Origin of the sequence: Salmonella sp. 741265050_HSA (genome assembly GCF_046569445.1) — a bacterium.
Classification (GTDB): Bacteria; Pseudomonadota; Gammaproteobacteria; order Enterobacterales; family Enterobacteriaceae; genus Salmonella; species Salmonella enterica.
This window is the reverse complement of sequence record NZ_JBKFSV010000003.1, coordinates 98,165-123,085: the sequence shown is the minus strand read 5'-3', so window position 1 is coordinate 123,085 and position 24,921 is coordinate 98,165. Positions and strand designations below refer to the sequence as shown.

General features: G+C 53.2%; 27 protein-coding genes. 8 read left to right on the top strand and 19 right to left on the bottom strand.

The features are described from left to right. Window positions 1-105 precede the first annotated feature (105 nt). From nrdF to ACLD4F_RS08865, 5 genes are all read right to left on the bottom strand, one after another. Window positions 106-1,065 (bottom strand): class 1b ribonucleoside-diphosphate reductase subunit beta, encoded by a 960-nt coding sequence (gene nrdF / locus ACLD4F_RS08885; protein ID WP_079943986.1) that lies wholly within the window; start codon window positions 1,063-1,065, stop codon window positions 106-108. A gap of 10 nt (window positions 1,066-1,075) precedes the next feature. Further along, entirely contained in the window at window positions 1,076-3,193 is a 2,118-nt protein-coding gene (gene nrdE, locus ACLD4F_RS08880) for a class 1b ribonucleoside-diphosphate reductase subunit alpha (RefSeq protein ID WP_411010835.1), read from the bottom strand. Next, window positions 3,193-3,603 carry a class Ib ribonucleoside-diphosphate reductase assembly flavoprotein NrdI gene (gene nrdI, locus ACLD4F_RS08875; RefSeq protein WP_001275402.1) on the bottom strand — a complete coding sequence of 137 codons (411 nt, stop codon included), beginning with the start codon at window positions 3,601-3,603 and terminating at the stop codon, window positions 3,193-3,195. Before nrdI ends, nrdE begins: the two co-directional genes overlap by 1 nt. Next, the gene (nrdH, locus tag ACLD4F_RS08870; protein WP_000028870.1) at window positions 3,600-3,845 is read right to left on the bottom strand and encodes a glutaredoxin-like protein NrdH; all 246 of its coding nucleotides are present in this window, start codon (window positions 3,843-3,845) and stop codon (window positions 3,600-3,602) included. Before nrdH ends, nrdI begins: the two co-directional genes overlap by 4 nt. Window positions 3,846-4,116: 271 nt before the next feature. Then, window positions 4,117-4,548: a carboxymuconolactone decarboxylase family protein gene (locus ACLD4F_RS08865; RefSeq protein WP_023204257.1), complete on the bottom strand. Its 432-nt coding sequence runs from the start codon at window positions 4,546-4,548 to the stop codon at window positions 4,117-4,119. Between the two features lie 88 nt (window positions 4,549-4,636). On the opposite strand from ACLD4F_RS08865, the gene ACLD4F_RS08860 reads away from it, so the two are divergent. After that, window positions 4,637-5,971, top strand: coding sequence for a PLP-dependent aminotransferase family protein (locus tag ACLD4F_RS08860; RefSeq protein WP_411010798.1), 1,335 nt, complete (start codon window positions 4,637-4,639; stop codon window positions 5,969-5,971). Between the two features lie 83 nt (window positions 5,972-6,054). On the opposite strand, the gene ACLD4F_RS08855 is transcribed toward ACLD4F_RS08860, so the two are convergent. Further along, the gene (locus tag ACLD4F_RS08855; RefSeq protein WP_001519557.1) at window positions 6,055-6,381 is read right to left on the bottom strand and encodes a DUF883 domain-containing protein; all 327 of its coding nucleotides are present in this window, start codon (window positions 6,379-6,381) and stop codon (window positions 6,055-6,057) included. 161 nt (window positions 6,382-6,542) lie between these two features. On the opposite strand from ACLD4F_RS08855, the gene ACLD4F_RS08850 reads away from it, so the two are divergent. Further along, the gene (locus tag ACLD4F_RS08850; protein ID WP_000281305.1) at window positions 6,543-6,893 is read left to right on the top strand and encodes a DUF2002 family protein; all 351 of its coding nucleotides are present in this window, start codon (window positions 6,543-6,545) and stop codon (window positions 6,891-6,893) included. 34 nt (window positions 6,894-6,927) lie between these two features. Here ACLD4F_RS08850 and alaE read toward each other — a convergent pair whose 3' ends face one another. Next, window positions 6,928-7,377 carry an L-alanine exporter AlaE gene (gene alaE / locus ACLD4F_RS08845; protein ID WP_023201822.1) on the bottom strand — a complete coding sequence of 150 codons (450 nt, stop codon included), beginning with the start codon at window positions 7,375-7,377 and terminating at the stop codon, window positions 6,928-6,930. Window positions 7,378-8,275: 898 nt separating this feature from the next. On the opposite strand from alaE, the gene stpA reads away from it, so the two are divergent. Continuing rightward, window positions 8,276-8,677 carry a DNA-binding protein StpA gene (stpA, locus tag ACLD4F_RS08840; RefSeq protein WP_001051100.1) on the top strand — a complete coding sequence of 134 codons (402 nt, stop codon included), beginning with the start codon at window positions 8,276-8,278 and terminating at the stop codon, window positions 8,675-8,677. A gap of 89 nt (window positions 8,678-8,766) precedes the next feature. On the opposite strand, the gene ACLD4F_RS08835 is transcribed toward stpA, so the two are convergent. The 3 genes from ACLD4F_RS08835 to ACLD4F_RS08825 form a co-directional block, all read right to left on the bottom strand. Beyond that, the gene (locus ACLD4F_RS08835) at window positions 8,767-8,946 is read right to left on the bottom strand and encodes a hypothetical protein (protein ID WP_000494943.1); all 180 of its coding nucleotides are present in this window, start codon (window positions 8,944-8,946) and stop codon (window positions 8,767-8,769) included. 78 nt (window positions 8,947-9,024) lie between these two features. After that, window positions 9,025-9,552, bottom strand: coding sequence for a rhodanese family protein (locus tag ACLD4F_RS08830; protein WP_001607345.1), 528 nt, complete (start codon window positions 9,550-9,552; stop codon window positions 9,025-9,027). Between the two features lie 9 nt (window positions 9,553-9,561). Beyond that, window positions 9,562-9,861: an ArsR/SmtB family transcription factor gene (locus ACLD4F_RS08825; protein WP_000137432.1), complete on the bottom strand. Its 300-nt coding sequence runs from the start codon at window positions 9,859-9,861 to the stop codon at window positions 9,562-9,564. Window positions 9,862-10,043: 182 nt separating this feature from the next. Between ACLD4F_RS08825 and ACLD4F_RS08820 the strand changes: the two genes are divergently transcribed. Beyond that, window positions 10,044-10,202, top strand: a complete 159-nt coding sequence (locus ACLD4F_RS08820; protein ID WP_000508175.1) for a YqaE/Pmp3 family membrane protein — start codon at window positions 10,044-10,046, stop codon at window positions 10,200-10,202. Between the two features lie 99 nt (window positions 10,203-10,301). Then, a complete protein-coding gene (gene lysM, locus ACLD4F_RS08815) occupies window positions 10,302-10,757 on the top strand; it encodes a peptidoglycan-binding protein LysM (protein WP_079943989.1) in 456 nt (151 codons plus the stop codon). A gap of 21 nt (window positions 10,758-10,778) precedes the next feature. On the opposite strand, the gene csiR is transcribed toward lysM, so the two are convergent. From csiR to ACLD4F_RS08770, 9 genes are all read right to left on the bottom strand, one after another. Further along, the gene (gene csiR, locus ACLD4F_RS08810; protein ID WP_000126152.1) at window positions 10,779-11,456 is read right to left on the bottom strand and encodes a DNA-binding transcriptional regulator CsiR; all 678 of its coding nucleotides are present in this window, start codon (window positions 11,454-11,456) and stop codon (window positions 10,779-10,781) included. Between the two features lie 41 nt (window positions 11,457-11,497). Next, the gene (gabP, locus tag ACLD4F_RS08805; RefSeq protein ID WP_411010797.1) at window positions 11,498-12,898 is read right to left on the bottom strand and encodes a GABA permease; all 1,401 of its coding nucleotides are present in this window, start codon (window positions 12,896-12,898) and stop codon (window positions 11,498-11,500) included. 129 nt (window positions 12,899-13,027) lie between these two features. After that, window positions 13,028-14,311, bottom strand: coding sequence for a 4-aminobutyrate--2-oxoglutarate transaminase (gene gabT / locus ACLD4F_RS08800; protein ID WP_001524490.1), 1,284 nt, complete (start codon window positions 14,309-14,311; stop codon window positions 13,028-13,030). 14 nt (window positions 14,312-14,325) lie between these two features. Beyond that, window positions 14,326-15,774, bottom strand: a complete 1,449-nt coding sequence (gene gabD / locus ACLD4F_RS08795) for an NADP-dependent succinate-semialdehyde dehydrogenase (protein WP_001176523.1) — start codon at window positions 15,772-15,774, stop codon at window positions 14,326-14,328. 21 nt (window positions 15,775-15,795) lie between these two features. Further along, the gene (lhgO, locus tag ACLD4F_RS08790; protein ID WP_063808936.1) at window positions 15,796-17,064 is read right to left on the bottom strand and encodes an L-2-hydroxyglutarate oxidase; all 1,269 of its coding nucleotides are present in this window, start codon (window positions 17,062-17,064) and stop codon (window positions 15,796-15,798) included. Window positions 17,065-17,088: 24 nt separating this feature from the next. Further along, window positions 17,089-18,066: a glutarate dioxygenase GlaH gene (gene glaH / locus ACLD4F_RS08785; protein WP_139763199.1), complete on the bottom strand. Its 978-nt coding sequence runs from the start codon at window positions 18,064-18,066 to the stop codon at window positions 17,089-17,091. Between the two features lie 302 nt (window positions 18,067-18,368). After that, window positions 18,369-19,883, bottom strand: coding sequence for a tripartite tricarboxylate transporter permease (locus ACLD4F_RS08780; RefSeq protein ID WP_000382034.1), 1,515 nt, complete (start codon window positions 19,881-19,883; stop codon window positions 18,369-18,371). Between the two features lie 10 nt (window positions 19,884-19,893). Further along, window positions 19,894-20,328 (bottom strand): tripartite tricarboxylate transporter TctB family protein, encoded by a 435-nt coding sequence (locus ACLD4F_RS08775; RefSeq protein WP_001574835.1) that lies wholly within the window; start codon window positions 20,326-20,328, stop codon window positions 19,894-19,896. Between the two features lie 11 nt (window positions 20,329-20,339). Beyond that, window positions 20,340-21,317, bottom strand: coding sequence for a Bug family tripartite tricarboxylate transporter substrate binding protein (locus ACLD4F_RS08770; RefSeq protein ID WP_000744413.1), 978 nt, complete (start codon window positions 21,315-21,317; stop codon window positions 20,340-20,342). Window positions 21,318-21,471: 154 nt separating this feature from the next. On the opposite strand from ACLD4F_RS08770, the gene tctD reads away from it, so the two are divergent. The 3 genes from tctD to ACLD4F_RS08755 all read left to right on the top strand — a co-directional run bounded on the left by tctD (window position 21,472) and on the right by ACLD4F_RS08755 (window position 24,694). Beyond that, entirely contained in the window at window positions 21,472-22,146 is a 675-nt protein-coding gene (tctD, locus tag ACLD4F_RS08765; RefSeq protein ID WP_001237934.1) for a transcriptional regulator TctD, read from the top strand. Beyond that, window positions 22,133-23,548, top strand: coding sequence for a sensor histidine kinase (locus ACLD4F_RS08760; protein ID WP_000872338.1), 1,416 nt, complete (start codon window positions 22,133-22,135; stop codon window positions 23,546-23,548). Before tctD ends, ACLD4F_RS08760 begins: the two co-directional genes overlap by 14 nt. Window positions 23,549-23,680: 132 nt before the next feature. Continuing rightward, window positions 23,681-24,694, top strand: a complete 1,014-nt coding sequence (locus tag ACLD4F_RS08755; protein WP_001059351.1) for a HoxN/HupN/NixA family nickel/cobalt transporter — start codon at window positions 23,681-23,683, stop codon at window positions 24,692-24,694. The last annotated feature ends 227 nt before the right edge of the window (window positions 24,695-24,921 follow it).

The window sequence follows — 24,921 nt, the reverse complement described above, 5'->3', positions numbered from 1 at the left end:
ACTCGTATTGAGTGTAGGACATGTTGTAATATTTTCGCGATTTAACCCGGTATTGCTTGAAATAAAGGCATGGAAAATGTAACGTTATTTCCCATGCCCGCAAGGTTAAAAATTCCAGTCTTCGTCTTCGGTTTCGACTGTTTTCCCCATCACATAAGATGAACCTGATCCGGAAAAGAAATCATGATTTTCGTCGGCATTCGGCGAGAGCGCAGCAAGGATTGCGGGATTCACGTCTGCCATCTCCGGCGGAAATAACGCCTCATAACCCAGGTTCATTAAGGCTTTATTGGCGTTGTAGCACAAGAAGGCTTTGACGTCGTTAACCCAGCCGGTTTCCGCATATAACGCTTCTGTGTAGCAGATTTCGTTGTCGTACAGTTCCATCAACAAATCCAGCGCGAAAAGATTTAACTCTTCACGCTCGATTGCCGATAGTTTTTGTAGCGCTATCTGATACTTATAGCCAATATAATAACCGTGAACCGCTTCATCGCGAATGATTAAACGAATCAGGTCGGCAGTGTTCGTGAGCTTACCGCGGCTGGAGAAATACATTGGCAGCCAGAAGCCGGAATAGAACAGAAAAGACTCTAAAAAGACGCTGGCAATTTTTTTCTTTAGCGGTTCATCGCTGACGTAATGAGCCAAAATAATCTGCGCCTTACGCTGAAGCGGCGGGTTTTCTTCGCTCCAGGCGTAGGCGGCATCAACCTCTTTCGTCTGGCACAGCGTGGAAAAAATAGAACTGTAAGAGCGGGCGTGTACCGCTTCCATAAAGCTGATGTTCGACAGCACTGCCTCTTCATGCGGCGTGATGGCATCTGCCATTAACGACGGCGCGCCTGCGATGTTCTGGATAGTGTCAAGCAGCGTAAGTCCCGTAAACACGCGAATGGTGAGCTGCTGTTCGGCGGCGCTCAGCGTCTGCCAGGCCGGAATATCATTCGATAACGGCACTTTTTCCGGCAGCCAGAAGTTACTGGTCAGCCGGTTCCACACCTCCAGATCTTTGTCGTCCTGGATCTTGTTCCAGTTGATGGCGCTAATACGAGATAATTTCATATGGCTTTCCTTATAGCGCGCAGGATACGCAGCCTTCAATTTCAGTACCTTCCAGCGCCAACTGGCGAAGCCGGATGTAATACAGGGACTTAATACCTTTTCGCCAGGCATAGATCTGCGCTTTGTTGATATCGCGGGTCGTGGCGGTATCGGGGAAAAACAGGGTGAGCGACAGCCCTTGATCGACGTGGCGCGTGGCCTCGGCATAGGTATCAATAATTTTTTCCGGACCGATATCGTAAGCATCCTGATACATGTCCAGATTTTCATTGGTCATAAACGGCGCGGGGTAATACACACGCCCGGTTTTGCCCTCTTTGCGAATCTCAATTTTGGCCACAATCGGATGAATGCTGGAGGTCGCATGATTAATGTAAGAAATCGAACCGGTCGGCGGCACCGCCTGCAAATTTTGGTTATAGATGCCATAGCGCATCACATCGTCGCGCAGCTTTAGCCACATTTCTCGTGTGGGCAGCGTAATGCCGCTGCGGGCAAATAGCGCCCTGACTTTCGCTGTTTTCGGTTGCCAGTCGTCCTGTAAATACTGCGTAAAATAGTCGCCGCTGGCATAGCGCGACTGCGCAAATCCGGCGAAGGTTTTGCCGCGTTCGCGGGTCAGCCGCATTGAAGTATGCACGGCATGCCAGGTAATGGTGTAAAAATAGAGATTGGTGAAATCCAACGCCTCCGGCGAACCGTAGGCAATGCCTTCTCTCGCCAGATAGCCATGCAGATTCATCTGGCCCAGACCGATGGCATGAGAGGCGGCATTACCGGCGGCTATTGAGGGCACGCTGCGTATATGGCTCATGTCCGACACCGCCGTCAGGCCGCGAATAGCGGTTTCTACGGTACGGCCAATGTCCGGTGAATCCATGACGTGAGCGATATTCAGCGAGCCGAGATTGCAGGAGATGTCATGCCCGATGTGGGTATAGTCAAGGTTATCGTCGTAACGGGAGGCGCTATTGACCTGTAAAATTTCCGAGCACAGATTACTCATATTAATGCGCCCAGCAATGGGATTCGCGCGGTTTACCGTATCTTCAAACATGATGTAGGGATACCCGGATTCGAACTGAATCTCCGCCAGTGTTTGAAAAAAGTCACGGGCGTTAATATAGGTTTTACGCACGTGCGGATCGGCAATTAATTCATCGTACCGTTCGCTAATGGCGATATCGCCAAACGGTTTGCCGTAGCGTCGTTGTACGTCATAGGGCGAAAAGAGCGCCATTTGCGCGTTTTCTTTCGCCAGCCGGAAGGTGATATCCGGGATCACCACGCCGAGAGAGAGCGTTTTGATCCGGATTTTTTCGTCAGCATTTTCCCGTTTGGTATCCAGAAAACGCAGAATATCCGGATGGTGCGCATGGAGATAAACCGCGCCGGCCCCCTGGCGCGCGCCAAGCTGGTTGGCATACGAAAACGCGTCTTCCAGCATTTTCATCACCGGGATCACGCCGGAAGACTGATTCTCAATGCGTTTGATCGGCGCGCCCGCCTCGCGCAGATTGGAGAGTAAAAACGCGACGCCGCCGCCGCGTTTGGAGAGTTGTAGCGCCGAATTCACCGCCCGCCCGATCGACTCCATATTGTCTTCGATACGGAGCAGGAAGCAGGAGACCAGTTCCCCACGCTGCTGTTTACCGCAATTTAAAAAAGTCGGGGTGGCGGGCTGAAAGCGACCAGAAAGCATTTCATCGGTCAGTTGGGTGGCCAGCGTTTCGTCACCCTGCGCCAGCGTCAACGCCACCATTGTCACCCGATCTTCAAAGTGTTCCAGATAACGTTTGCCGTCGAAGGTTTTCAGCGTGTAACTGGTATAGAACTTCCAGGCGCCAAGAAACGTCTGGAAGCGAAAGCCGCTGGCGTGGGCGTGCTCGAACAGGCGGAGGACGAAGGCGCGGTCGTAACGCGCGAGGACAGCGTCATCGTAATACCCTTCCCGAACCAGCGTTTCCAGACGTTCATGCTGGCTGGCAAACGTCACGGAATGCGGGCGGACGTGGGCGGCAAAGAAGGCGTCGATCGCCTGCTGGTCCTTGTCGAACTGAATATGGCCTGCTTTATCATAAAGATTCAGCATCGCGTTCAGGGCGTGGTAATCCATGGTTTCCTGCATTACGCGCTCCGGGATAGTTGTTGCCAAAATTCATTTACTCCTTTTCGGACGTTATCGATGTCGCGTTGTGTGCCCATGAGCTCAAAGCGGTACAGCCAGGGAACGCCGCATTTTTGTGCTATCACATCGCCAGCGCATCCCCAGGCATCGCCGAAATTGCGGTTACCGGAGGCAATAACGCCGCGAATGCGCGCCCGGTTGTGTTCATCATTTAAAAAGCGGATCACCTGTCGCGGCACCGCACCGGCCATCCCGCCGCCGCCGTATGACGGCACAACCAGAATGTACGGTTCGTCTACCTGAATTCGCTCCCGCTCATTGAGCGGAATACGCGTGGCAGGCAGCCCCAGACGCTGCATAAAGCGGTGCGTATTTTCAGAGCTGCTGGAGAAGTAGACGAGCGCGCTCATGCGTTTGCCGCGTGGGGTGTCGGGTGCAGACGGTTAATCATGTCCGGGCGGAAGCCAGACCAGCTCAAATCGCCCGCCATCACCACCGGTAATTGACGAAACCCTTGCGCCCGGAGCGTATCCGCTGCATCCGGCACCAGATCGACGTTCACCATCTCAAATTCAAATCCACGGCTTTCCATCGCCCGCTTTGTGGCGTGGCACTGAACACAGTTATTGCGAGTGTAAATAGTAATGCTCATGATTCGTATTTCCATTTAAAATGAGAAAACGGCGCGATGAAACGCGTCGGATTGTCGTGTGTTGATACAGGAAATACTAGATGTAGTTGAATTAAGATTCAACCATACAAGATATGGGAATTTTCGATTGATTTTAACGCCGCTGATGAACGCAGTGGGGTAGGGGCGGCATGGCTAATTTTTGCCGGATGGCGGCGTGAATGCCCGATCCGGCCTGCAGGTTCACGCATAACAGAGTTGGCTGACATCAGCGCCATCCGGCAACAATGCGTCACATTCGCATACCGATCGCCAGACGGTTAAAGCAGTTCATTAAACCAATAGCGAAGGTCAGATCGCTGATTTCACGCGCGCTGAAATGATCGAGCAGCGGCAGGTAAACATTATCTTCGGCGTGGGTTTCAGCAATGTGCGTCACCGATTCCGTCCAGGCTAACGCCGCGCACTCTTGCTCGCTGAAATGGTGGCTTACCCGCCATCCTGCCAGCGCATCTAATTTAGCTTGATTTACGCCAGCCTTACGCAGCGCTTTACTGTGCATCTCCAGGCAAAATGCACAGCCATTTATTTGCGAAACACGCAGGTAAATCAGCTCCATCAGAGTGAGGTCAAGCGTGCTCTTTTCCAGCGCGTTTTTCGCCTGCACCAGAGCGCTATAAACCTCCGGGCTCAGTTCATAATAGGGTTGGCGTAACGTCGTCATCATGTTTCTCCTCGTGTTGATGACGAGCACTGTAGCACTATAATGGTCTGTAAAAGAGAGCCATATTTTTACAGAAAAAGCAGACCATATGCCGCGCTATCAGCACATCGCTCGTCAGTTAAAAACAGCCATTGAGCAAGGAGAACTCGCGCCCGGAACGCGTTTGCCTTCCAGCCGGACGTGGGCGCAGGAACTGGGTGTTTCTCGCGCCACGGTGGAAAATGCCTATGGCGAGCTGGTGGCGCAGGGCTGGCTGGAGCGACGTGGCCAGGCAGGCACGTTTGTGAGCAACGCTCTACGGTTTGAGACGGCGCCGCCGATACCCGCCGTTTTTGCCGGAGAAAGTCCGGAGCCGAAACCCTTTCAGATGGGGTTACCGGCGCTGGATCTCTTTCCACGCGAGAAGTGGGCGCGAGTGATGGGGCGTCGGTTGCGCACGCAGACGCGCTTCGATCTGGCATTAGGCGACGTCTGCGGCGAGGCGATTTTGCGCCAGGCGATAGTCGATTACCTGCGGGTTTCGCGTAGTATTGAATGTCTGCCGGAACAGGTATTTATTACCTCCGGATATGCGGATTCTATGCGGCTAATCCTGCGTACATTGTCTGTGCCGGGAGACAGCATGTGGGTGGAAGATCCCGGTTTTCCGTTAATTCGCCCGGTGATAACGCAGGAGGGGATTACGCTGGCGCCGATTCCGGTCGATGCCGATGGGCTGAATGTCGCGGCGGGGATGCGGGATTGCCTGCAGGGGCGCTTTGCATTGGTGACGCCCGCCCACCAAAGTCCTTTGGGGGTAGCGCTGTCGTTAACTCGCCGACGGCAACTTCTGGCATGGGCGGCGAATGTGCAGGCCTGGATTATTGAAGATGACTACGACAGCGAATTTCGTTATCACGGTAAACCGCTTCCGCCGCTCAAGAGTCTGGATGCCCCGCAGCGAGTGATTTACGCCGGAACGTTCAGTAAGTCGCTCTTTCCGGCATTACGTACCGCCTGGCTGGTGGTGCCGATAAAGCAGATTGAGCCTTTCCGCCAGCAGGCGTCGCTGATGCCCTGTAGCGTACCGTTGTTATGGCAGCACACGCTGGCTGATTTTATCCGTGATGGCCATTTCTGGCGGCATCTGAAAAAGATGCGTCAACATTATGCTCAGCGACGGTTATGGATTGAAGAGGCGCTGGCAGAACAGGGATTTGTCGTGACATTACAGAAAGGCGGTATTCAATTGGTTATTGAGGTTGAAGGCGATGATAAAGCGCAGGTAGCAAAAGCGAATCAGGCCGGACTGGCGGTACAGGCGTTAAGCCGTTGGCGAGTGGTTTCGTCAGGAAAGGGGGGCATTTTACTGTCGTTTACCAATATTACTTCCGCTGGCATGGCGAAACAGGTCGCATGGCAGCTTCGACAGGCGATACAGTAACCGTTTCGCCGAATGGCGCGACCTGGGCCTGCGGCAATGATGCAGGCCCAATAAAGTATGTCGCCATCCGGCAGCGCACGTCGTTAGCGACGCAGGCTAAGCAGCGCCCCGATAAAAATTCCTACCGCTGCGGCGGTTCCTACGCTACACCAGGGTTTTTCACGCACAAACGTATCCGCGCACCCCATCGCATCACAGGCGGCTTGTTTTACGCGAGTACGACCCTGCATCCGCGCCCGGGTCTCTTTCAGCAACGCCTGTGCTTTACGTCGCGCAGCCTCGGCTTCGTCTTTCGCATCGCTTCCCCAGGATTTAAGGACATCTTCCAGACTGTCGGCTAATCGATTGACATCATTCTGAATATCCTGAACACCATCATCGACGTCGTTTCGGTTCGGTTTGTTAAGCATATGATCCTCCATTGATTTCGATGTAGCTTTCAGTGTAGTTCATATTTTTACCTGCTGAGGCTTGTTACGGCGATATCATGCGTTTCTGGACTTTTCTGAAAGCGTTGATAACGCGCTATCGGGTAAGGTAAGCCCGCAGTACAAGAGAATGAGGATAAAATATGTATTTACGACCTGACGAGGTGGCGCGGGTACTGGAAAAGGCAGGGTTTACCGTCGATGTGGTGACGAATAAGACGTATGGTTATCGACGCGGCGAGAATTATGTTTATGTTAACCGCGAGGCGCGTATGGGGCGTACCGCGCTGATCATTCACCCCAGATTAAAAGACCGTAGCTCATCACTGGCTGACCCGGCTTCGGATATTAAAACCTGCGATCACTACCAAAATTTTCCGCTCTATTTAGGCGGCGAGACCCACGAACATTACGGTATTCCCCACGGCTTTAGCTCCCGAATAGCGTTAGAACGTTATCTGAATGGGCTTTTTGGCGACGAAAAAACCGACTAAAAGCGCGACTGGCAATGCCAGTCGCGACTCTAACTTACGCCTTAGCCTGATGATAGCTGCTCACTTTAAACAGGCGACGACAATAATCCAGGAAGTAGCCATAAACCGCGCCCATTAACATTGAAACAACAATGTTTGAACTCACGGCGGCCACTATCTGATGCCAGCCGGCGCCGACGGTCAGCAAGATGATAATATAAACGGGTGACTGAAAGGTGACATAAGCCAATATATCCGCCAGGTTTTTGGCCCATCCCGCCGGGCTTGCCTTACGCGCGACGCGCATAATCAGATCGCGGTAAACGCCGTATGGCCATGCAATCAAAATGTTGACAGGTATCGCCACCAGCCTGGAAGAAAGCGACTGCTCAAAGCTCATTCCGGAGAGGAATATCTCGATCAACATGTTCACAACAGAACAGTAAACAACCATCGCAAACGTGTCTGCTACGGCATGACGCAAGCGTGACTGTGGAGAGAACATGTTAATGCTCCTTGTAGTGTATCGATCAGAATGAGGTGATGGTTGGTAGTGAAATCATAAAGCACTTTTGTCTTTGCATAGAGTATATCCCTATATAATAACTATCAACTAGTGTGATATTTTTATTTATAGGTTTTTTGTCGATAAAATACTCTGTGATTGTGTGTTTTTTGCTCGCGGCGAGATTTTCGTTGTTGTTAGTCATTAATTACTTTTAAATCAATGTATTATAATGCATTGTTTTTCTGGCGATTTTCAGCCACATTCCAAATGTTGTCAGATGCGATGTATTCTCGGCTAACGGCACGCGTTCTACTTTTCTCAGCATAATTATAGCTATTGCAGGCTGATTTTTAGCATAAAGCTCTGATGATGATTTTTGAATGGTTAATCTATTATTGTGCTGAAATATTCACTTCTGTATAAGGTTAGCCACCGTGAGGGTCACCGTGGTTACTGAGATACGCAATACGCTATATACGCTATGGATTTCGAGTTGCTTAAAGGCGGCAAGGGAGTGAGTCCCCAGGAGTATAGATAACGATGTGACTGGGGGGAGCGACAAATCTGCCGGGAGCAGATTTGAACGTCGCGTGCGACGGCCCGTCAGGGCGAGGCTAATGGATGGGCCGGGTAATCCGTAGCCAACACATAAGCCACTTGAAGAATGAAGGGTATAAACAGCCGAACGGGAAACCTACAGATATACCGTAGGCAGAATAACCTGAAACACACAGGGGGTAATGAATATAACCTTCTGGTTAACAGATTAATATAATTAATCGAGTTATACTGAGTATATCTGTATGAACTTTAGGATCTGGAAATATAATCAATAATCGCATACAATACCGCCTGTAATAGTTTTTGTTTTCTGCGTTAAAAGGTTTTTATTGATATGAATTTGATGTTACAGAACTTAAATAATATCCGCACGCTGCGCGCTATGGCTCGCGAATTCTCCATTGACGTTCTTGAAGAAATGCTCGAAAAATTCAGGGTTGTCACTAAAGAAAGACGCGAAGAAGAAGAATTGCAGCAACGCCAGCTTGCCGAGAAGCAGGAGAAAATTAATGCCTTTCTGGAGCTGATGAAAGCAGACGGTATTAACCCGGAAGAGTTATTTGCCATGGATTCAGCAATGCCGCGTTCTGCTAAAAAGCGCCAGCCGCGTCCGGCAAAATATCGTTTTACTGATTTCAATGGCGAAGAAAAAACCTGGACCGGACAAGGTCGTACGCCTAAACCGATTGCCCAGGCGCTGGCGGCGGGGAAATCTCTGGATGATTTCTTAATCTAATCACGGATAACCTTTAACAGATGGCGCTGCGTTTCCTGTCTCTATTAACCGGGACTCAGGGAACGTTGCGCCATGCTCATTCTGATAAATCAGCACACGCCAAAATCGCCCTCTTCGCAATAGGGGGTGACATCTGCCGCTTTGAGGATCAATTTTTCGCCCTGCTCATTACCGACCTGTACCGCGACAATATGATCCTCGTTGACTTCAATCACTTTCAGTTTCGGCCCACCCATTCGGGGCTGTACGATATCGCCTGGTGTGAACATCACGCTCTCCTGTTGAACAATGGTATAAACCCGCCTTCAGTCTACTACACACCTACCGACGCGCGGTGAAGGTACCGCTTAATGAGTACGGCTATTCCAGGGCATTTTTTCCAGTAGTCGCGCCATTCCGCAGAAGCCGGTCATGCCTGCCAGCATTAACCCGGCCCCGACAAAACCGCTAATGAGGAAAAAGCCGCCGTGGACCGTATAGCCCAGAATCACCCCAAGCAACGTCAACCCGCCGGCGGCGATTTGCACCTGACGCATCAGCGGCAACGGTTGCGATTTGTCTTCTGTGACGGGCAATCCTGCCGCTTTCCATCCATCGATACCGCCTTCCAGTAGACTGACCTGAGCAGGGGCGGCAATGGCCTGTAGTTTTGCTGCATTGCTGCTGGTTCGTTTACCTGACTGACAGTGAAAAATAATCTGTTCCGCTCGCAGGTTGGCGGGCAAATCGCCCTGTTCAAGCCGGGAGAGCGGCGCCAGTTGCGCATGTGGAATATGCTCGCGCAGATATTCGTCGGCGTCGCGTACATCAATCAGTTTCGCGCCTTGCGCTATCAGCGCTTGCGCCTCACGGGGGGAAACTATCCCAATGGACATCGTGCCTCCTTATGGACAATAGAGATTCTTTAACGTGGCGATAATCGTATTAACCGCCTCATTTTTAATGAAATAGTGAATGCGCTGGGCATCGCGTTGACTATCAATCAGCCCTTCTTCTCGCATCCGCGCCAGATGTTGCGACGTCGCGGAGGGGCTTAGCCCGGTAATGCGCGCCAGTTCGCCTGCGCTGGTTTTTGGCGAACCGCAAAGCATACATAAAATCAGTAATCTTTTTGGGTGGCTCATCGCTTTGAGCAGGGCCGCCGCCTGTTCTGCGCTGGCCTGAAGTTGTTCAAGCTCTGTCATAGTTATTTAAGTATTTTCTAAATTTAGTTAATTCTAAAATAAACATCAACCTAATGCCAGCGTAAAGAGCGTAAAGGAGGGTAAAAGCGCGGCGCGCGACTGGCAGGCTCAGGTAAACTGACTATGCTTAGAGATAAAATCTCTTTTTAAACAATGACTAATTTTGCTTGTATGGAGTGTATATGGGTTTCTGGAGAATTGTATTTACGATTATTTTGCCTCCGCTCGGCGTACTTTTAGGAAAAGGGTTCGGTTGGGCATTTATCCTTAATATCCTGCTGACATTACTCGGATATATTCCGGGGCTTATCCACGCATTTTGGGTTCAGATGCGTCATTAATTACCGGCCACCGGCGGCGCATAAGCGCCGCTTATCAGGATAACCTCATTCCCTCTGCTACACTTTTCTTTGTGTGTATTTTTGACAAGCGAGGTGAATATGGGACTTTTCAATTTTGTAAAAGATGCAGGTGAAAAACTCTGGGACGCGGTAACCGCTAATGCTAATCATGATAAGGACGATCAGGCGAAAAAAGTCCAGGAACATTTAAATAAAACGGGAATACCCGACGCTGACAAAGTGAATGTGCAAATTGCGGATGGAAAAGCGACAGTGACGGGTGATGGGCTGAGTCAGGAGGCAAAAGAAAAAATTCTGGTTGCCGTGGGGAATATCGCCGGGATTAGCAGCGTTGACGATCAGGTTAAAACCACGACGCCGGCGGCTGAAAGTCAGTTTTATACCGTAAAATCAGGCGACACCCTGAGCGCTATTTCAAAGCAAGTGTATGGTAACGCCAATCTGTATAATAAAATCTTCGAGGCAAATAAACCGATGCTGAAAAGCCCGGAAAAAATATATCCGGGACAAGTGTTGCGTATTCCTGAAGAATAATGGCTATCAGGCCGCGCCAGGCTACATTTTCCCTGCCATCGCCTGGCGAATAATGGGAATCGGCGTCAGCAAATGCTGACGCATTAATTCGCTGGCGCGTGCCGCCTCGCGCGCCAGTATCGCTTCGGTTAGCGTGTGATGCTGGATATGTTTATCTTCCAGCATCTCGACGGACAGAACGGTTTCACGTAACCAAATAAAGCGGTAGCGGGCCGCCAGGTCAAATAAGCGTTCGCGCATCTGTAGCAGATAGTGGGAGCCGCACCCGGCGACAATGGCGGAATGAAACGCCTGGTGGCGCTGATCCCATTCATCGAGCATATGTTCACTGGCATCGCTGGCTTCCAGTTTACTGAGCATATGCGCTCGCGCCAGGATCTCCGCCTCCCACGCATCATCGCCGCGTTCAATCGCCAGGCGTACCAGCATCGCTTCCATATTGGCGCGCGCGTCAAAAATATCGAGGAGTTCCGCCTCTGACATGGATGCCACGCGATAGCCTTTTTGATTCACCACGGTGACCAGCCGTTCCGCCACCAGTTGCGACAGCGCCTCACGCAGCGGCCCTACGCCGAGCGCATAGCGGGCGGTTAATAAACTCATCCGCAGTTTCTCATCCGGCTGATAAGTGCCGCGAATAATGTCATTTTTAAGCCAGCGATAGCCATCTATGGCCGTCGGTTGGGAAAGGGCGGTCATTTTTTACTCCTGAGAAGCTTCCCGGCTGACGCCGGGAATAACTAACGTAGGTTTTGCAGGGGGGCTTTTTGCCACCTTATCAGTTTTTTCCAGCGAGACATAATGGGGACAGTACCTATTATGCCCAGCCCTAACAGCCCGGTCGAAATGACTTCTAGTTGCTGTGCCGGTCGAAACAGCATCACCACCAGGACAAAGCAGATAAAGCCGATAACCAGCCAGGTGAGCCACGGATAAAGCCACATTTTCAGCTTAATTTCTCCGCCCTGCGCCAGCAGAATTTTACGCATCCGCAATTGCGAAATCGCAATCACCAGATAGACCAGCAGCGCGATGGCGCCGGAACTGTCGATAAGAAATTTAAACACTTTTGCCGGGGCATAATAATTGACGATAACGGTTAAAAAGGCCGCGCCGGTAGAGAGGAGAACCGCTACCCAGGGCGTTTTGCTACGGTTAGTTTTTCCCATTATCGCAGGCGCATCGCCGCGGCGGCTAAGGGAATAGAGCATCCGGGAGGCGGTATATAATGCGGAGTTCAGACAACTGGTCACCGACAACAAAATCACGCAGTCCATAATGAATTTTGCGTGCGGAATATGAAGCAGCTCCAGTACCGAGCGGTACGAACCTACGCTTTTCAGACCCGGCATATTCCACGGGATCAGCGCCACCACCACAAAAATGGAACACAGGTAAAAGATGGAAATTCGCCAGATAACAGAATTGGTGGCGCGTACAATATGTTTATCCGGCGTATCGGATTCCGCGGCAGCAATAGTGACGATTTCCGCGCCCATAAAAGAGAACATGGTGATCAACATGGCGCTTAACACCGCGCCGAAGCCGTTAGGCATAAAACCGCCGTGATCCCAGAGCCGGGAGATACCGCTTACCTCGGCATACGGATAAAAACCGCTAATCGCCGTCGCGCCCAGCGCGATAAACGCCAGAATGGCAATTACTTTACATAGCGCCAGCCAGAATTCGAATTCGCCGTAATTTTTGACGCTCAATAAATTGCTTCCGGTTAAGGCAAGCGTAATCACTAATGAAAATAGCCACACCGGAATACCTGGTATCCATGAATTCAGAATAATGGCGGCAATATTGGCCTCCAGCGGAATAACCAGCACCCAAAACCACCAGTATAACCAGCCGATGGTATATCCGGCCCAGGGGCCGATCGCTTTATCCGCATAGGTGGAAAAAGAACCGGTATCTGGCGTGGCGACGGCCATTTCAGCCAGCATTCGCATAATCATGACGACTAAAAGTCCTGCGAACAGATAGGCCAGCAGTACCGCAGGGCCGGCCTCCGCAATCGCCACGCTGGAACCGACAAACAGGCTGGCGCCGATGACGCCGGCGATCGATAACATGGTGACGTGGCGTGATTTCAGCCCGCCCCCTAATGTATGTGATTCTGACAATTGCCCCATCCTAAAACCTCTTTATTGTTATTGCGCTCGTTTACCGGATGGCGCCTGGCTTATTCGGCCTACAATCGAAACGGTTTTTGTAGGCCGGATAAGACAGTTACGTCGCCATCCGACGCTGCTTATTGGACATTACGCTTGTTTCGCCTCATCAAAGCACTGGGCGATAATCTCCAGGCCTTGCCGAATCTGCGAGGCCTCAATAGTGAGTGGAACGAGGATGCGCAAGATGTTGTAGTAAGGACCGCAGGAGAGCAGAATTAACCCTTTCTCGCGGGCGCGGGTCACAATGTCGGCGGTCAGAGCCGCGTTCGGTTTGCCGGGGTCGCCATTTTCAAACAACTCAATGGCGATCATGGCGCCCAGTCCGCGCACGTCGCCAATCTCACGGTGCGTTTCCGCTATCTCCATCAGGCCATCGCGCAGCGTGTTGCCAAGCGTATTCGCCTTTTGCAGTAAATTTTCCTGCTCGAAAATGTCCAGTACCGCCAGCGCGGCGGCGCAGGCAATCGGGTTTCCGGCATAGGTGCCGCCCAGCCCGCCCGGCGCGATAGCGTCCATCACGTCTGCCCGGCCGGTAACGCCTGCCAGCGGAAAGCCGCCGGCGATCGATTTCGCAAACGTGGTAATATCTGCCGCAACGCCCATCTGTTCCATGGCGAACAGCGTACCGGTCCGGCCCGCGCCGCTTTGCACTTCGTCGGCAATCAACATAATGCCGTGTTGGTCGCATAGCGCGCGCAGTCGCTGCATAAACGCGGGAGAGGCGGCGTAAAATCCGCCTTCGCCCTGTACCGGCTCAATAATAATGGCGGCGATATCTTCCGGCGCGGCATCATTTTTAAAGATGCGTTCAATGCTGGCGATCGCGTCGTCGTCGCTGACGTTGTGTAGCGGGCAAGGATAAAGCGCGCGGTAGACATGGCCTGGCATCAATCCCATACCAGCAGAGTACGGGTGTACTTTCCCGGTCAGAGAGAGCGTGTAGTGGGTACGACCGTGGTAAGCGCCGCTAAACGCGATAGCGCCGCTGCGTTTTGTCGCCGCGCGGGCGATTTTCACCGCGTTTTCAACCGCTTCTGAACCGGTCGTGACCAGCAACGTTTTTTTGGCGAAATCGCCCGGTACCTTCTGGTTCATGCGTTCGCACAACGCCAGATACGGTTCATAGGCCAGCACCTGAAAACAGGTATGCGACAATTTCTTCAACTGCGCTTCGACCGCTGAAACAATGCCCGGATGTAAATGACCGGTGTTCAGGACGGCAATGCCGCCCGCGAAATCGAGATACTCACGGCCTTCGACATCCCAGACCCGACAATTTTCCGCCCGCTCGGCGAAAATCGGGTGAATCTGCCCCACGCCGCGAGGAACGGCGTTATGACGGCGCTGCATTAAAGCGTTATTGGTATTCATTAGCGACTCTCCTGTTAAAGGCCGATGCACATATATTTGATTTCTAAATAATCTTCGATGCCGTATTTGGAACCTTCACGGCCTAATCCGGAGGCCTTAATACCGCCGAAAGGCGCGACTTCGTTGGAGATAATGCCGGTATTAATACCGACGATGCCGTATTCCAGCGCTTCGCCGACGCGGAAAACGCGGCTTAAATCGCGTGCATAAAAATAGGCTGCCAGGCCGAATTCAGTATCGTTAGCCTGCCTGATGACGTCCGCCTCGTCGCTGAAGCGGAACAGAGGCGCGAGCGGCCCGAATGTCTCTTCTTTGGCGACTTTCGCGTTATCAGGAACATCCGCCAGAATGGTCGGTTGAAAGAAGTTGCCGCCCAATTTGTGCGCTTCACCGCCCGTAATGACGCGGGCGCCTTTTTCCAGCGCGTCGGCGATATGTTCCTGGACTTTCGCCACGGCTTTTTCATCAATCAGCGGCCCGATAGCGACGTCGGCTTGCAGGCCGTCACCGACCGCGAGCTTATTTACCGCCTGGTTGAGTTTTTCCGCAAAACGATCGTAAACGCCGTCCTGAACATACAATCTATTGGCGCAGACACAGGTCTGCCCGGCGTTGCGAAACTTCGAAGCCAGCGCGCCCTCAACGGCTTTATCCAGATCGGCATCGTCAAAGACGATAAACGGCGCATTGCCGCCCAACTCCAGCGATACTTTTTTAATGTCTTTGGCGCATTGTTCCATTAGCTGGCGGCCAATCTCCGTCGAGCCGGTAAACGACAGTTTGCGTACCAGCGGGTTGCTGGTCAGCTCGCCGCCGATATCGCCAGCCGAACCGGTAACGACGTTAAATACGCCTGCGGGAATTCCGGCGCGCCGGGCCAGTTCCGCCAGCGCCAGCGCGGAAAACGGCGTCTGGCTGGCGGGTTTGAGTACCATTGTGCAGCCTGCGGCCAGCGCGGGGCCGGCTTTACGGGTGATCATTGCCGAGGGAAAGTTCCACGGGGTAATCGCGGCGGTGACGCCGATGGGCTGTTTAATCACCAGCAGCCGTTTATCGGCCTGATGACCTGGAATCGTGTCGCCATAGATACGCTTCCCCTCTTCGGCGAACCATTCAATAAACGAGGCGGCGTAGCTAATTTCGCCTTTCGCTTCCGCCAGCGGTTTACCCTGTTCCAGCGTCATCAGACGCGCCAAATCGTCCTGATGTTCCATCATCAGATTGAACCAGCGACGCAGGATATTGGCTCGCTCTTTGGCGGTGAGCGCGCGCCAGGCGGGCAGGGCGCGATTGGCGGCGTCGATGGCGTCGCGCGTCTCTTCCGCCCCCATTTTGGGCACATTGCCGAGCGGTTTCCCGTTGGCGGGGTTGCTCACGGGGATGACATCGCCGCCGCGCGCGTCGCGCCAGTCGCCATCGATAAAGGCCTGCTGGCGGAACAGGGTAGAGTCGTTAAGTTGCATAATTGCTTCCTGTCTGAAGGGTTAACGGGTAAATGCGGCGTGTAGTGCGTCCACGCTGCGTGCTGCACGCAGCGCACGTCCGGGGTTGCTCTGGCTTTCGCGTAGCGCCTGAACTTTGCTGACGATATGCGCGCCGATAGGTATCGCGGATGTCGCCGCCGGGGAGGGGGCGTTACAGGTGTGAATGGAACGCGGCGTCGTGACAAACAGAAAATCATCAATCAGTTTGCCGTCCGGTGAAACCGCCTGCGCCCGCACGCCTGCCGGCCAGGGCTGGAGATCGTTGACGGTCAGGCTGGGGCAATACTTTTGTACTCGCCGCAAATAGCCGCTTTTGCACAGCGAGTTTTTCATCTCGCCCAGCCCGGAAAGCAGATGGTTTTGCAGTACGCGGCGAATGCCGGCGGAGCGGAAAATCTCCAGGGTGTCGGTGAAGGAAACGTCGCGCTTACGGTAGCCTTCGCGTTTAAGCGCCAGCACCGCATTCGGCCCGACCGTAACGCTGCCGTCGATCATGCGGGTAAGATGGACGCCGAGAAACGGCATTGCCGGATCGGGGATCGGGTAGATCAAATGGTTAACGATCCGGTTGTGTCGCGGGGCCAGACGAAAGTACTCGCCGCGGAAAGGGCAGATAATAAAACCGGGCTCCACGCCCAGCATTTTGACCAGCCGATCCGCCATCAGTCCTGCACAGCCGATAAGCGTAGCGGTTTCGATTTCCCGACCTTGCGAGGTGCGAATAACAACGCCAGCGGCATGTTCTGTCAGCGCGCTGACCTCGGCATGGTAGATGATCTCGCCGCCTTTGGCCTGAAAGCGGTTCGCCATGGCCGTCGCGACATCGCGATAGCTGACAATCCCGCTGGAAGGGACAAAAATCCCGCCCAGGCCAATGATATTGGGTTCGCGTTCACGCAGCTCCGCCGCGCTTAACCACTCGCGCTCTAAGCCGTTGGCCGCCGTCCGCTCCCATAGCGCGCGCATCCGCGCCATTTCCAGCTCCGAGGTGGCGACCAACATTTTGCCGCAGGTGTCGTAGCGGATGTTGTTTTGATCGCAAAAGGTTTTGGTCGCCTGATTGCCCGCCAGACAAAACCGCGCTTTGAGGCTGCCGGGCGTGTAGTACACCCCGGCATGGATCACGCCGCTGTTATGCCCGGTCTGGTGGCAGGCTGGCGCGGACTCTTTTTCCAGCAACGCGATGCGTGCATCCGGGTAGAGATCAATAAGTTGCATGGCGGTCGACATGCCGATAATGCCGCCGCCGATAATCACAAAATCATACATCGCGTAATTCCTTCGCCGTGGCGCTTACTGGTGAGTTTGATAATGGCTGGCGGCGTAGGCGAAGTAACCGCGCTGGCGCATCAGTTCGCGACGCAAGTCAGGATGCGGCGTAAAACGATCGCGTCCATGTAGCCAGAACAGATTGTTAATCAGCAGGAATTTGCCGACCGGTACCGGCACGGAGAGGATGTTTTTACTGGTTTCCAGCGCGTCTGAAAGCTCGCTGAGCCAGACGCCTTCTTCAAAGTCTTTTGGCTGGACGAACTGGTCGATATAACGCATGACCGGGCGGCCTTGTTGGTCGACATCAAACACCGGGTGCCAGACGTCATGGCTAACATTCTTGCTTGGCGGCGCCGCCCAGCGCATGACGCGACGCGCCAGCGGATGGGTAAAAAACGACTCCAGATGTTCCCAGTCATCAAGGTGCAGCAGCAGCGAATTACCGCCTTCCATATTTTGTTCGTCGATTTTCATCATCAGCACGTAGTCGGTCACCTCCTCAACATAGGTACCGTCATTGTGCAGTTCCATTACGCGGTGGGGCTGGCGCAGATAACTGTCGGAGTTGTCGACGTTTTTGACCACGAAACGCGCGTAATACTGGCCGCTCATCGCATCGTAGTTGGAGCGACCAATAAGATGCGCCACCGCCGTCGCCAGTTTGACCATCTCTTCTGCCTGTGCGACATCATCGATCCCTTCGGCGCTGATCAACAGCGCGCCTTGTGCACGGTTGAGGAGCGTTTTGATCAACAGCGGTTGTAGCTGATTGCCGCACAGATCGTCGAGGATCTTGCCGATTTTAAAACGTAAGAAAGATTTGTATTCCAGCGCCTGCACCGGCCACTGCGCAACCTGGTGGAGAAATTGTCTTGTGGTATCCGCCGTAAACGTTAACGCCAGCAGGCGCGGCGACTGCGCCGAAGGGGCAAGAGTGAAACCAGTATGGCGTTGGGCTAAATCATCTGTGTTCGCTTTTACGGCAGTCAGTGCATTCATCAGAATCATTCCTCTCGGTAAGATGGTCAGGGAGACATGGCGATGCTCATTTCGTAGCCATAAATTAAAAATATCGACATTTTCCAGGAACGCGTATGAAATAACCGTTTTTGTTTAATTATTGTGATAAAAAACAACAAATATTTAACAATGCGAAGGGTGAGGTTAACGGCGCCACGAGCCTGACAACGGCAAGAAGGGGGTAAAATGAGCGAGTTATGGGGAGAGTGATGCTGGCGGGGTTGCCCGGCCTGGCACATGAGCGCGTAGGCCGGACAAGTACAACGTATTTCAGCAGTCAATTAACCGGCGTCAACCTGCGGTTTACGGCTGTGTTTACGGATCAGACGTAACACTGGCGGTACGACAATGACCATGATCGCCATGATCAGCAGGGCTTTGGCAACGCCGCTTTGCCACAAAATCGCCATATTGCCGTTACTGATGGAGAGTGCGCGGCGCAGGTTCTGCTCCAGCATTTCCCCCAGTACGAATCCCAGGATCAGCGGCGACATGGGGAAGTGCATTTTACGTAAAATGTACCCTAACACGCCGAGCGCGACCATCAGCACCAGATCGAAGGTGGTGCTGTGTACCGCATACACCCCTACCGCCGATACGGCAGCGATGGCGGGTACCAGGAACCACAGCGGAATGGTGAGCATACGGGTGAACAGACCGATCAACGGGATATTCATGATCAGCAGCATCACGTTCGCAATCAGCAGCGCAGCGATGAGTCCCCAGACGATATCCGGCTGTTCGGTGAACATCGCCGGGCCTGGCGTGATGTTGTACAGCGTCAGCGCCCCCATCATCACTGCCGTAGTGCCGGAACCGGGAACGCCCAGCGTCAGCATCGGGATGAAGGAGCCGCAGGCAGAGGCGTTGTTTGCCGCCTCCGGAGCCGCGACGCCGCGAATATCCCCTTTGCCGAAGCTATCGCTGTTGCCGCTGAGTTTTTTCTCGGTCATATAGGTAATGGCGCTGGCGATGGTCGCCCCGGCGCCGGGCAATACGCCGACAAAAAAGCCGATTACCGAAGAACGCAGGGTGGTGCCGATACACTGCGCGCCTTCTTTCAGGTTGAATAACATTCGACCCGTTTTGCGGACCATTGTTTGCCCGCTGCTGGTATGTTCCAGCATTAAAAGTATTTCTGATACCGAGAACAGGCCGATCACCACGACGATAAACTGTACGCCGTCGGAAAGATGAACGCTGTCAAAGGTAAAGCGATAAACCCCGGTGTTGGCGTCGACGCCGACGGTCGCAAGGCCAAGACCGATCAGCGCTGCCAGAAATGATTTAAGCGGGTTTTGCGCCATCATGCTGCCAAGACAGGCGATGGCAAAAACCATTAAGGCGAAATATTCCGCAGGACCAAAGGCCAGCGACCATTGCGCCAGTAAAGGGGCGAACAGAATGATGCCGCCGATAGCGATTAATGAACCGAAAAATGAGCTGACTGCGGAAATCGACAGCGCTACGCCGCCTTTCCCTTGCTGCGCCATTGGGTAACCGTCCAGCGCCGTCATGATCGCCGCCGCATCGCCGGGGACGTTGAGCAATATGGAGGAGATCCTGCCGCCATACTCACAGCCAATGTACACCGTCGCCAGCAGAATTAGCGCCGACTCCGCAGGCAGATGCAACGCAAAGGCCAGCGGCAGTAAGATTGCCACGCCGTTGATCGGTCCCAGGCCCGGCAGCAGACCGACGATCGTGCCCACGAAGCAGCCAATCAACGCGATAACCAGGTTTTCCGGCGTCATCGCCACCGCAAAACCCTGAGAAAGATATATCCAGGTATCCATCGTTGCTCCGTTAACTCAGCCAGGCGCCGAGAGGTAAGGTGACATCAAGCAGCCGGTCAAAGGCATACCACAGCAGAATACCTAATACCGCGCCGGAGATACCCGCCGCCGGAATCGTGGCGCCGAACAGCATCCCGATAACCATGGTGAGAAGCGCGGTGGCGATGGGAAAACCCAGCCATTCGAATCCCCAGGCATACATCAACAAGATGATGATCATGGTAATTAGCTTTTGCAGAACATGGCGGCGCGGCCAGCTAACCGTGTCGGGATGGCGCAATAACAGCGCCAGCGCGCAGAGCGCCATCAGGCCGATAATCCCCAGCGGAAAAGGGCGGGGGCCGACGGGTTCATAGCTGTATTCGCTTTGGATCTGCCAGGCGATGAATAGCCCGGCGATACAGAGCAACAGCCAGATACCCGCAAAGATACGATCGCTCATCATTGCCTCCGCGATTATTTCGCGAGTCCGAAGGCTTTCGCCTGTTCACGGTAATCAGTAACCTGTTTTTTCACGTAGTCATCGAGCTGCTGGCCGGTCATGTCGAACTCAAACAGGCCGCGCAGATCGCGCTGCTTTTTAAACTCGTCGGTTTGCTGGAGCTTCTTGAAGGTATCCACCCACCACTGGTAATCGGCATCGCTGACTTTGGGGCCGACGTAGAAGCCGCGAATAATCGGCCACACCAGGTCGTAGCCCTGTTCTTTAGCGGTAGGGATATTGGCAAGCTGGCCCGGCAGACGATTTTCTGAAAAGACGGCAAGCACGCGGATTTTGTCGCCGCCCAGATAAGGCACCATTTCACTGAGATCGCCGGAGACAACCTGAACATGGTTGCCCATTAATGCCGTCACCGGCTCGCCGCCGCCCTCAAAGGCAACGTAGCGCATCTTGTGCGGGTCGACGTTCGCCTTTTGCGCCAGCAACGCCGACTTCATCCAGTCCTGGCTGCCAATAGAGGCGCCAGCGCCAATGACCACGCTGTTGGGATCTTTTTCCATCGCTGTCATCAGATCTTTCAGCGTTTTCCACGGGGAATCCGCACGCACGGCGATCATGCCGTAATCAGTGCCCACGCTTGCCAGCCAGCGCACATCATCCACGCCGTAGCGACCAAATTTCCCCTGCGACAGGTTGAGCAGCGAACCGCCGGAAAAGGCGACCACAGTCCCGGGTTCGCCAGGGCGTTGAGCGACTATCGCGTTATAGGCCACAGCGCCGACGCCGCCGGGCATATACGTTACCCGCATGGGTTTCTCGATAGCGCCAGTCTCCAGCAAACTCACCTGAATCAGCTTACAGGTGAGGTCGAAACCGCCGCCAGGTTTGGCTGGCGCGATACATTCCGTTCGCGACGGCGCCTCCTGCGCCAGAACAGAGGTACTCATTAATAAAATGCTTGCAGTAAGGGTACGAAGTAATTGTTTTTTCATTTTTTATCCTCACGCCGGACGTCCGGATTTTTCAGGTTCGGAAGAAGATTTTTGTGATTATGTGAGCCGACATGTAGCAGTTCGGTTGCGTGATTGTTAAAACAATAACCTTTCAATTCCCTTTCAATGCGGCAGAAACTTTACAGGATGTGATATGCGTCTCTTATTGGCGGAAGATAACCGTGAGCTGGCTCACTGGCTGGAGAAAGCGCTGGTGCAAAACGGCTTTGCCGTGGACTGCGTATTTGACGGCCTGGCGGCTGACCATCTTCTGCACAGTGAAATGTACGCGCTGGCGGTGCTGGATATCAATATGCCGGGAATGGATGGACTGGAGGTGGTGCAACGGCTGCGTAAACGCGGTCAGACCTTGCCCGTTTTGCTGCTCACGGCGCGAAGCGCGGTGGCGGATCGCGTAAAAGGTCTCAACGTCGGCGCCGATGACTATCTGCCGAAACCCTTTGAACTGGAAGAACTGGATGCCCGTTTACGGGCCTTGCTCCGACGCAGCGCTGGGCAGGTTCATGAAGTTCAGCAACTGGGGGAATTGATCTTTCATGATGAAGGGTATTTTCTGTTACAGGGACAACCGTTAGCGCTGACGCCGCGTGAGCAGGCGCTCTTAACCGTATTGATGTACCGACGAACGCGGCCGGTTTCGCGTCAGCAGCTTTTTGAACAGGTGTTCAGCCTGAACGATGAGGTAAGCCCTGAAAGCATCGAACTTTATATTCATCGACTGCGTAAAAAACTCCAGGGAAGCGATGTACGAATTACGACGCTGCGCGGCCTGGGTTATGTGCTGGAGCGCGGCGATGAAGTGGGTTAAGCCGCAATCGTTGTACCTGCAACTCTTGCTGTTCCTGGGGTTGCCGCTGATTCTGCTATGGGGGCTGTCGGCGTTTAACAGCTATGTCAATGCACTACAGGCCGCCACTCAGGCTTATGATCGTACGTTGCTCTCCTCGGCGCGAACGGTATCGGAACGGCTGGTGGTGCGCAATAACCATCTGGAAGTTAACGTGCCCTGGGTGGTGCTGGATAGCTTCGAGCTTAATATGAATGATCGACTCTATTACAAAGTCGTCGACCCTTCCGGGAAGGTCATTTCCGGTTATGACGATCTGCCTGCCATGCCGCCCGCTACGCCCCGTACCCGGCTTTATCCGGCGCTGGCGTGGTTCTATCATACCGAGTATCGCGGCGAGGCGATCCGCGTGGCGCGTTTGCTACAGCCGGTCAACGAAGGCGGTATTATCGGCATGGCGGAGATTTATGTCGCAGAGACGCTGCAGTCCCGTCGTTATCTGGCGGGCCAACTGCTGTTCTCTTCCTGGATCTCACAGGGGCTGCTGGTGTTGCTGACCCTGGTGCTGGTTGGCTGGTTATTACGCCGGATCCTGCGCCCTATGCGTCAACTTTCGTCATTAATGGTACGCCGCGAACCGGGTCTGCTAACGCCGCTGCCGGAACTGCTGCCGTGGTCGGAAACACGCTTGTTAATCGTGGCGTTTAATCGCTACATTGACAGGCTCCGCGGCATCCTTTCCCGGCAGGAACGCTTTAGTGCCGATGCTTCTCACCAGTTAAAAACGCCGCTGGCGGTGTTAAAAACGCAGGCGGCGGTGGCGTTAGCCAGCCAGCACCCTCATCACTGGTACGAAAGTCTGCAGGCGATGAGCGTAACGCTGGATAGTACCATTCAGCTCACGGAAAGATTGTTGCAACTTTCTGCGGTAAAGCATAAAGAGCAGGGAGAGCGGCGCTTTTCACCGGTGAATCTGTACGATATCGTACAGAGCGGCTGCTTTACCCGCCTGGCGCAGGCGCGGAGTAAACATATCGACCTGGGCTACGAAGGCGAACAGGAAGCGATGTGGATCGAGGGGGATGAGGTACTGCTTAGCGAGCTGTGCGGAAACTTGCTGGATAATGCGCTGAAATACACGCCTGAGCAAGGCATCGTCACCGCGCGGCTTGAACGGGATGGCGATGCCGTGACGCTGGTTGTCGAAGATAGCGGCCCCGGCATTGATGATGAACACATCCATCTGGCGCTACAGCCGTTCCACCGGCTCGATAACGTAGGAAATGTGGCCGGGGCGGGCATTGGTCTGGCTTTGGTCAATGATATCGCACGCCTGCACCGTACTCATCCCCATTTTTCCCGTAGCGAAGCGTTGGGAGGGTTATACGTTCGGATACGCTTTTTAAGCCTTGTTCCGCAGTAATGCGCACAAATGTGTCAGCGGTAAAGCACGTTTACAAAAAGTCGCATCTTGAGGTGTGACGTTTTAATCAAATGATCATACATTCCCCCTACAAACCGTAGCGTTAATTAAAAATATAGTGGGTGCAGGGGCATGAATAATCATACTAAACGACGGGGAATAGCATTAACCGTCTTTCTTGTCGGGGTTAACATCCTGGCCTGGATTTGGGCGTTCTGTGTTTTTCATCACCATGCAGTCATGCTAAGTGCAGCCATACTGGCGTATAGCTTTGGGCTGCGTCATGCGGTTGATGCCGATCATATCGCAGCCATCGATACCGTCACCCGTAAACTGATGCAGCAGGGTAAAACGCCTTTAGGCGTGGGGGCGTTTTTTTCATTGGGTCATTCGACCATTGTCGTTCTGGCATGTCTGGCGATTGTTGTGACGTCGATGGCATTTCGCGATCGTATTGATGTTTTGCATCAATATGGTTCATTGATCGGTACGGCTGTTTCCGCTTTTTTTCTGCTGGCGATGGCCCTGCTTAACCTGTTTATTTTGTTCAACGTCTGGCGGCAATTTCGCTCGGTTACCCGCGGCGAGTCAGTGAGGGCGCATGACGAGGCGATACCTGGCGGGCTGATGACGCGTATATTTCAGCGTACGTTTCGTTTGGTCACTTCCAGTTGGCATATGTATTTTGTCGGTTTTCTGTTTGGTCTGGGATTTGATACCGCAACCGAGGTTGGATTGCTGGGCATTTCCGCTTCAGCAGCCAACCAGGGGCTATCTCTCTGGTCGATGATGATTTTTCCTGTGCTGTTTACCGCCGGGATGGCGCTGGTGGATTCCCTGGATAACTTTGTCATGGTCGGCGCTTACGGTTGGGCTTTCTCGCATCCATTACGTAAGCTTTATTATAATATGACCATTACCGCCGCATCCGTCATTGTCGCGCTGGCGATTGGCGGGCTTGAGGCGCTGGGGTTGATTGATGATGCGTTACAGTTAAGCGGAACATTTTGGCAGACCGTAAGCACGCTTAACGATCATATGGGGAATGTGGGCTTCTGGGTAGTGGGCGCTTTCGTGCTATTCTGGCTGCTCTCGTTGTTGAATTATCGCTGGCGCGGCTATGATAAAATCACCCTCAATACCTGATTGATTTCTGTAAAAATAGCATTTCGGCAGTGGTGTCATATCATTGCCGAAGCATTTTATCTCCTGAGAGTATATTCTTCCTGGTAAGTGCGTTATTTTTCATGCTTGCCTTTCGTTATCAATTTAAGCAATCCGATATAACATACAATACCAAAAATAATAATAACAGTTGTATACCCAAGAATCAGCCAGTCTGCATGTGTCATAATATAATCCAGTTATCAGGT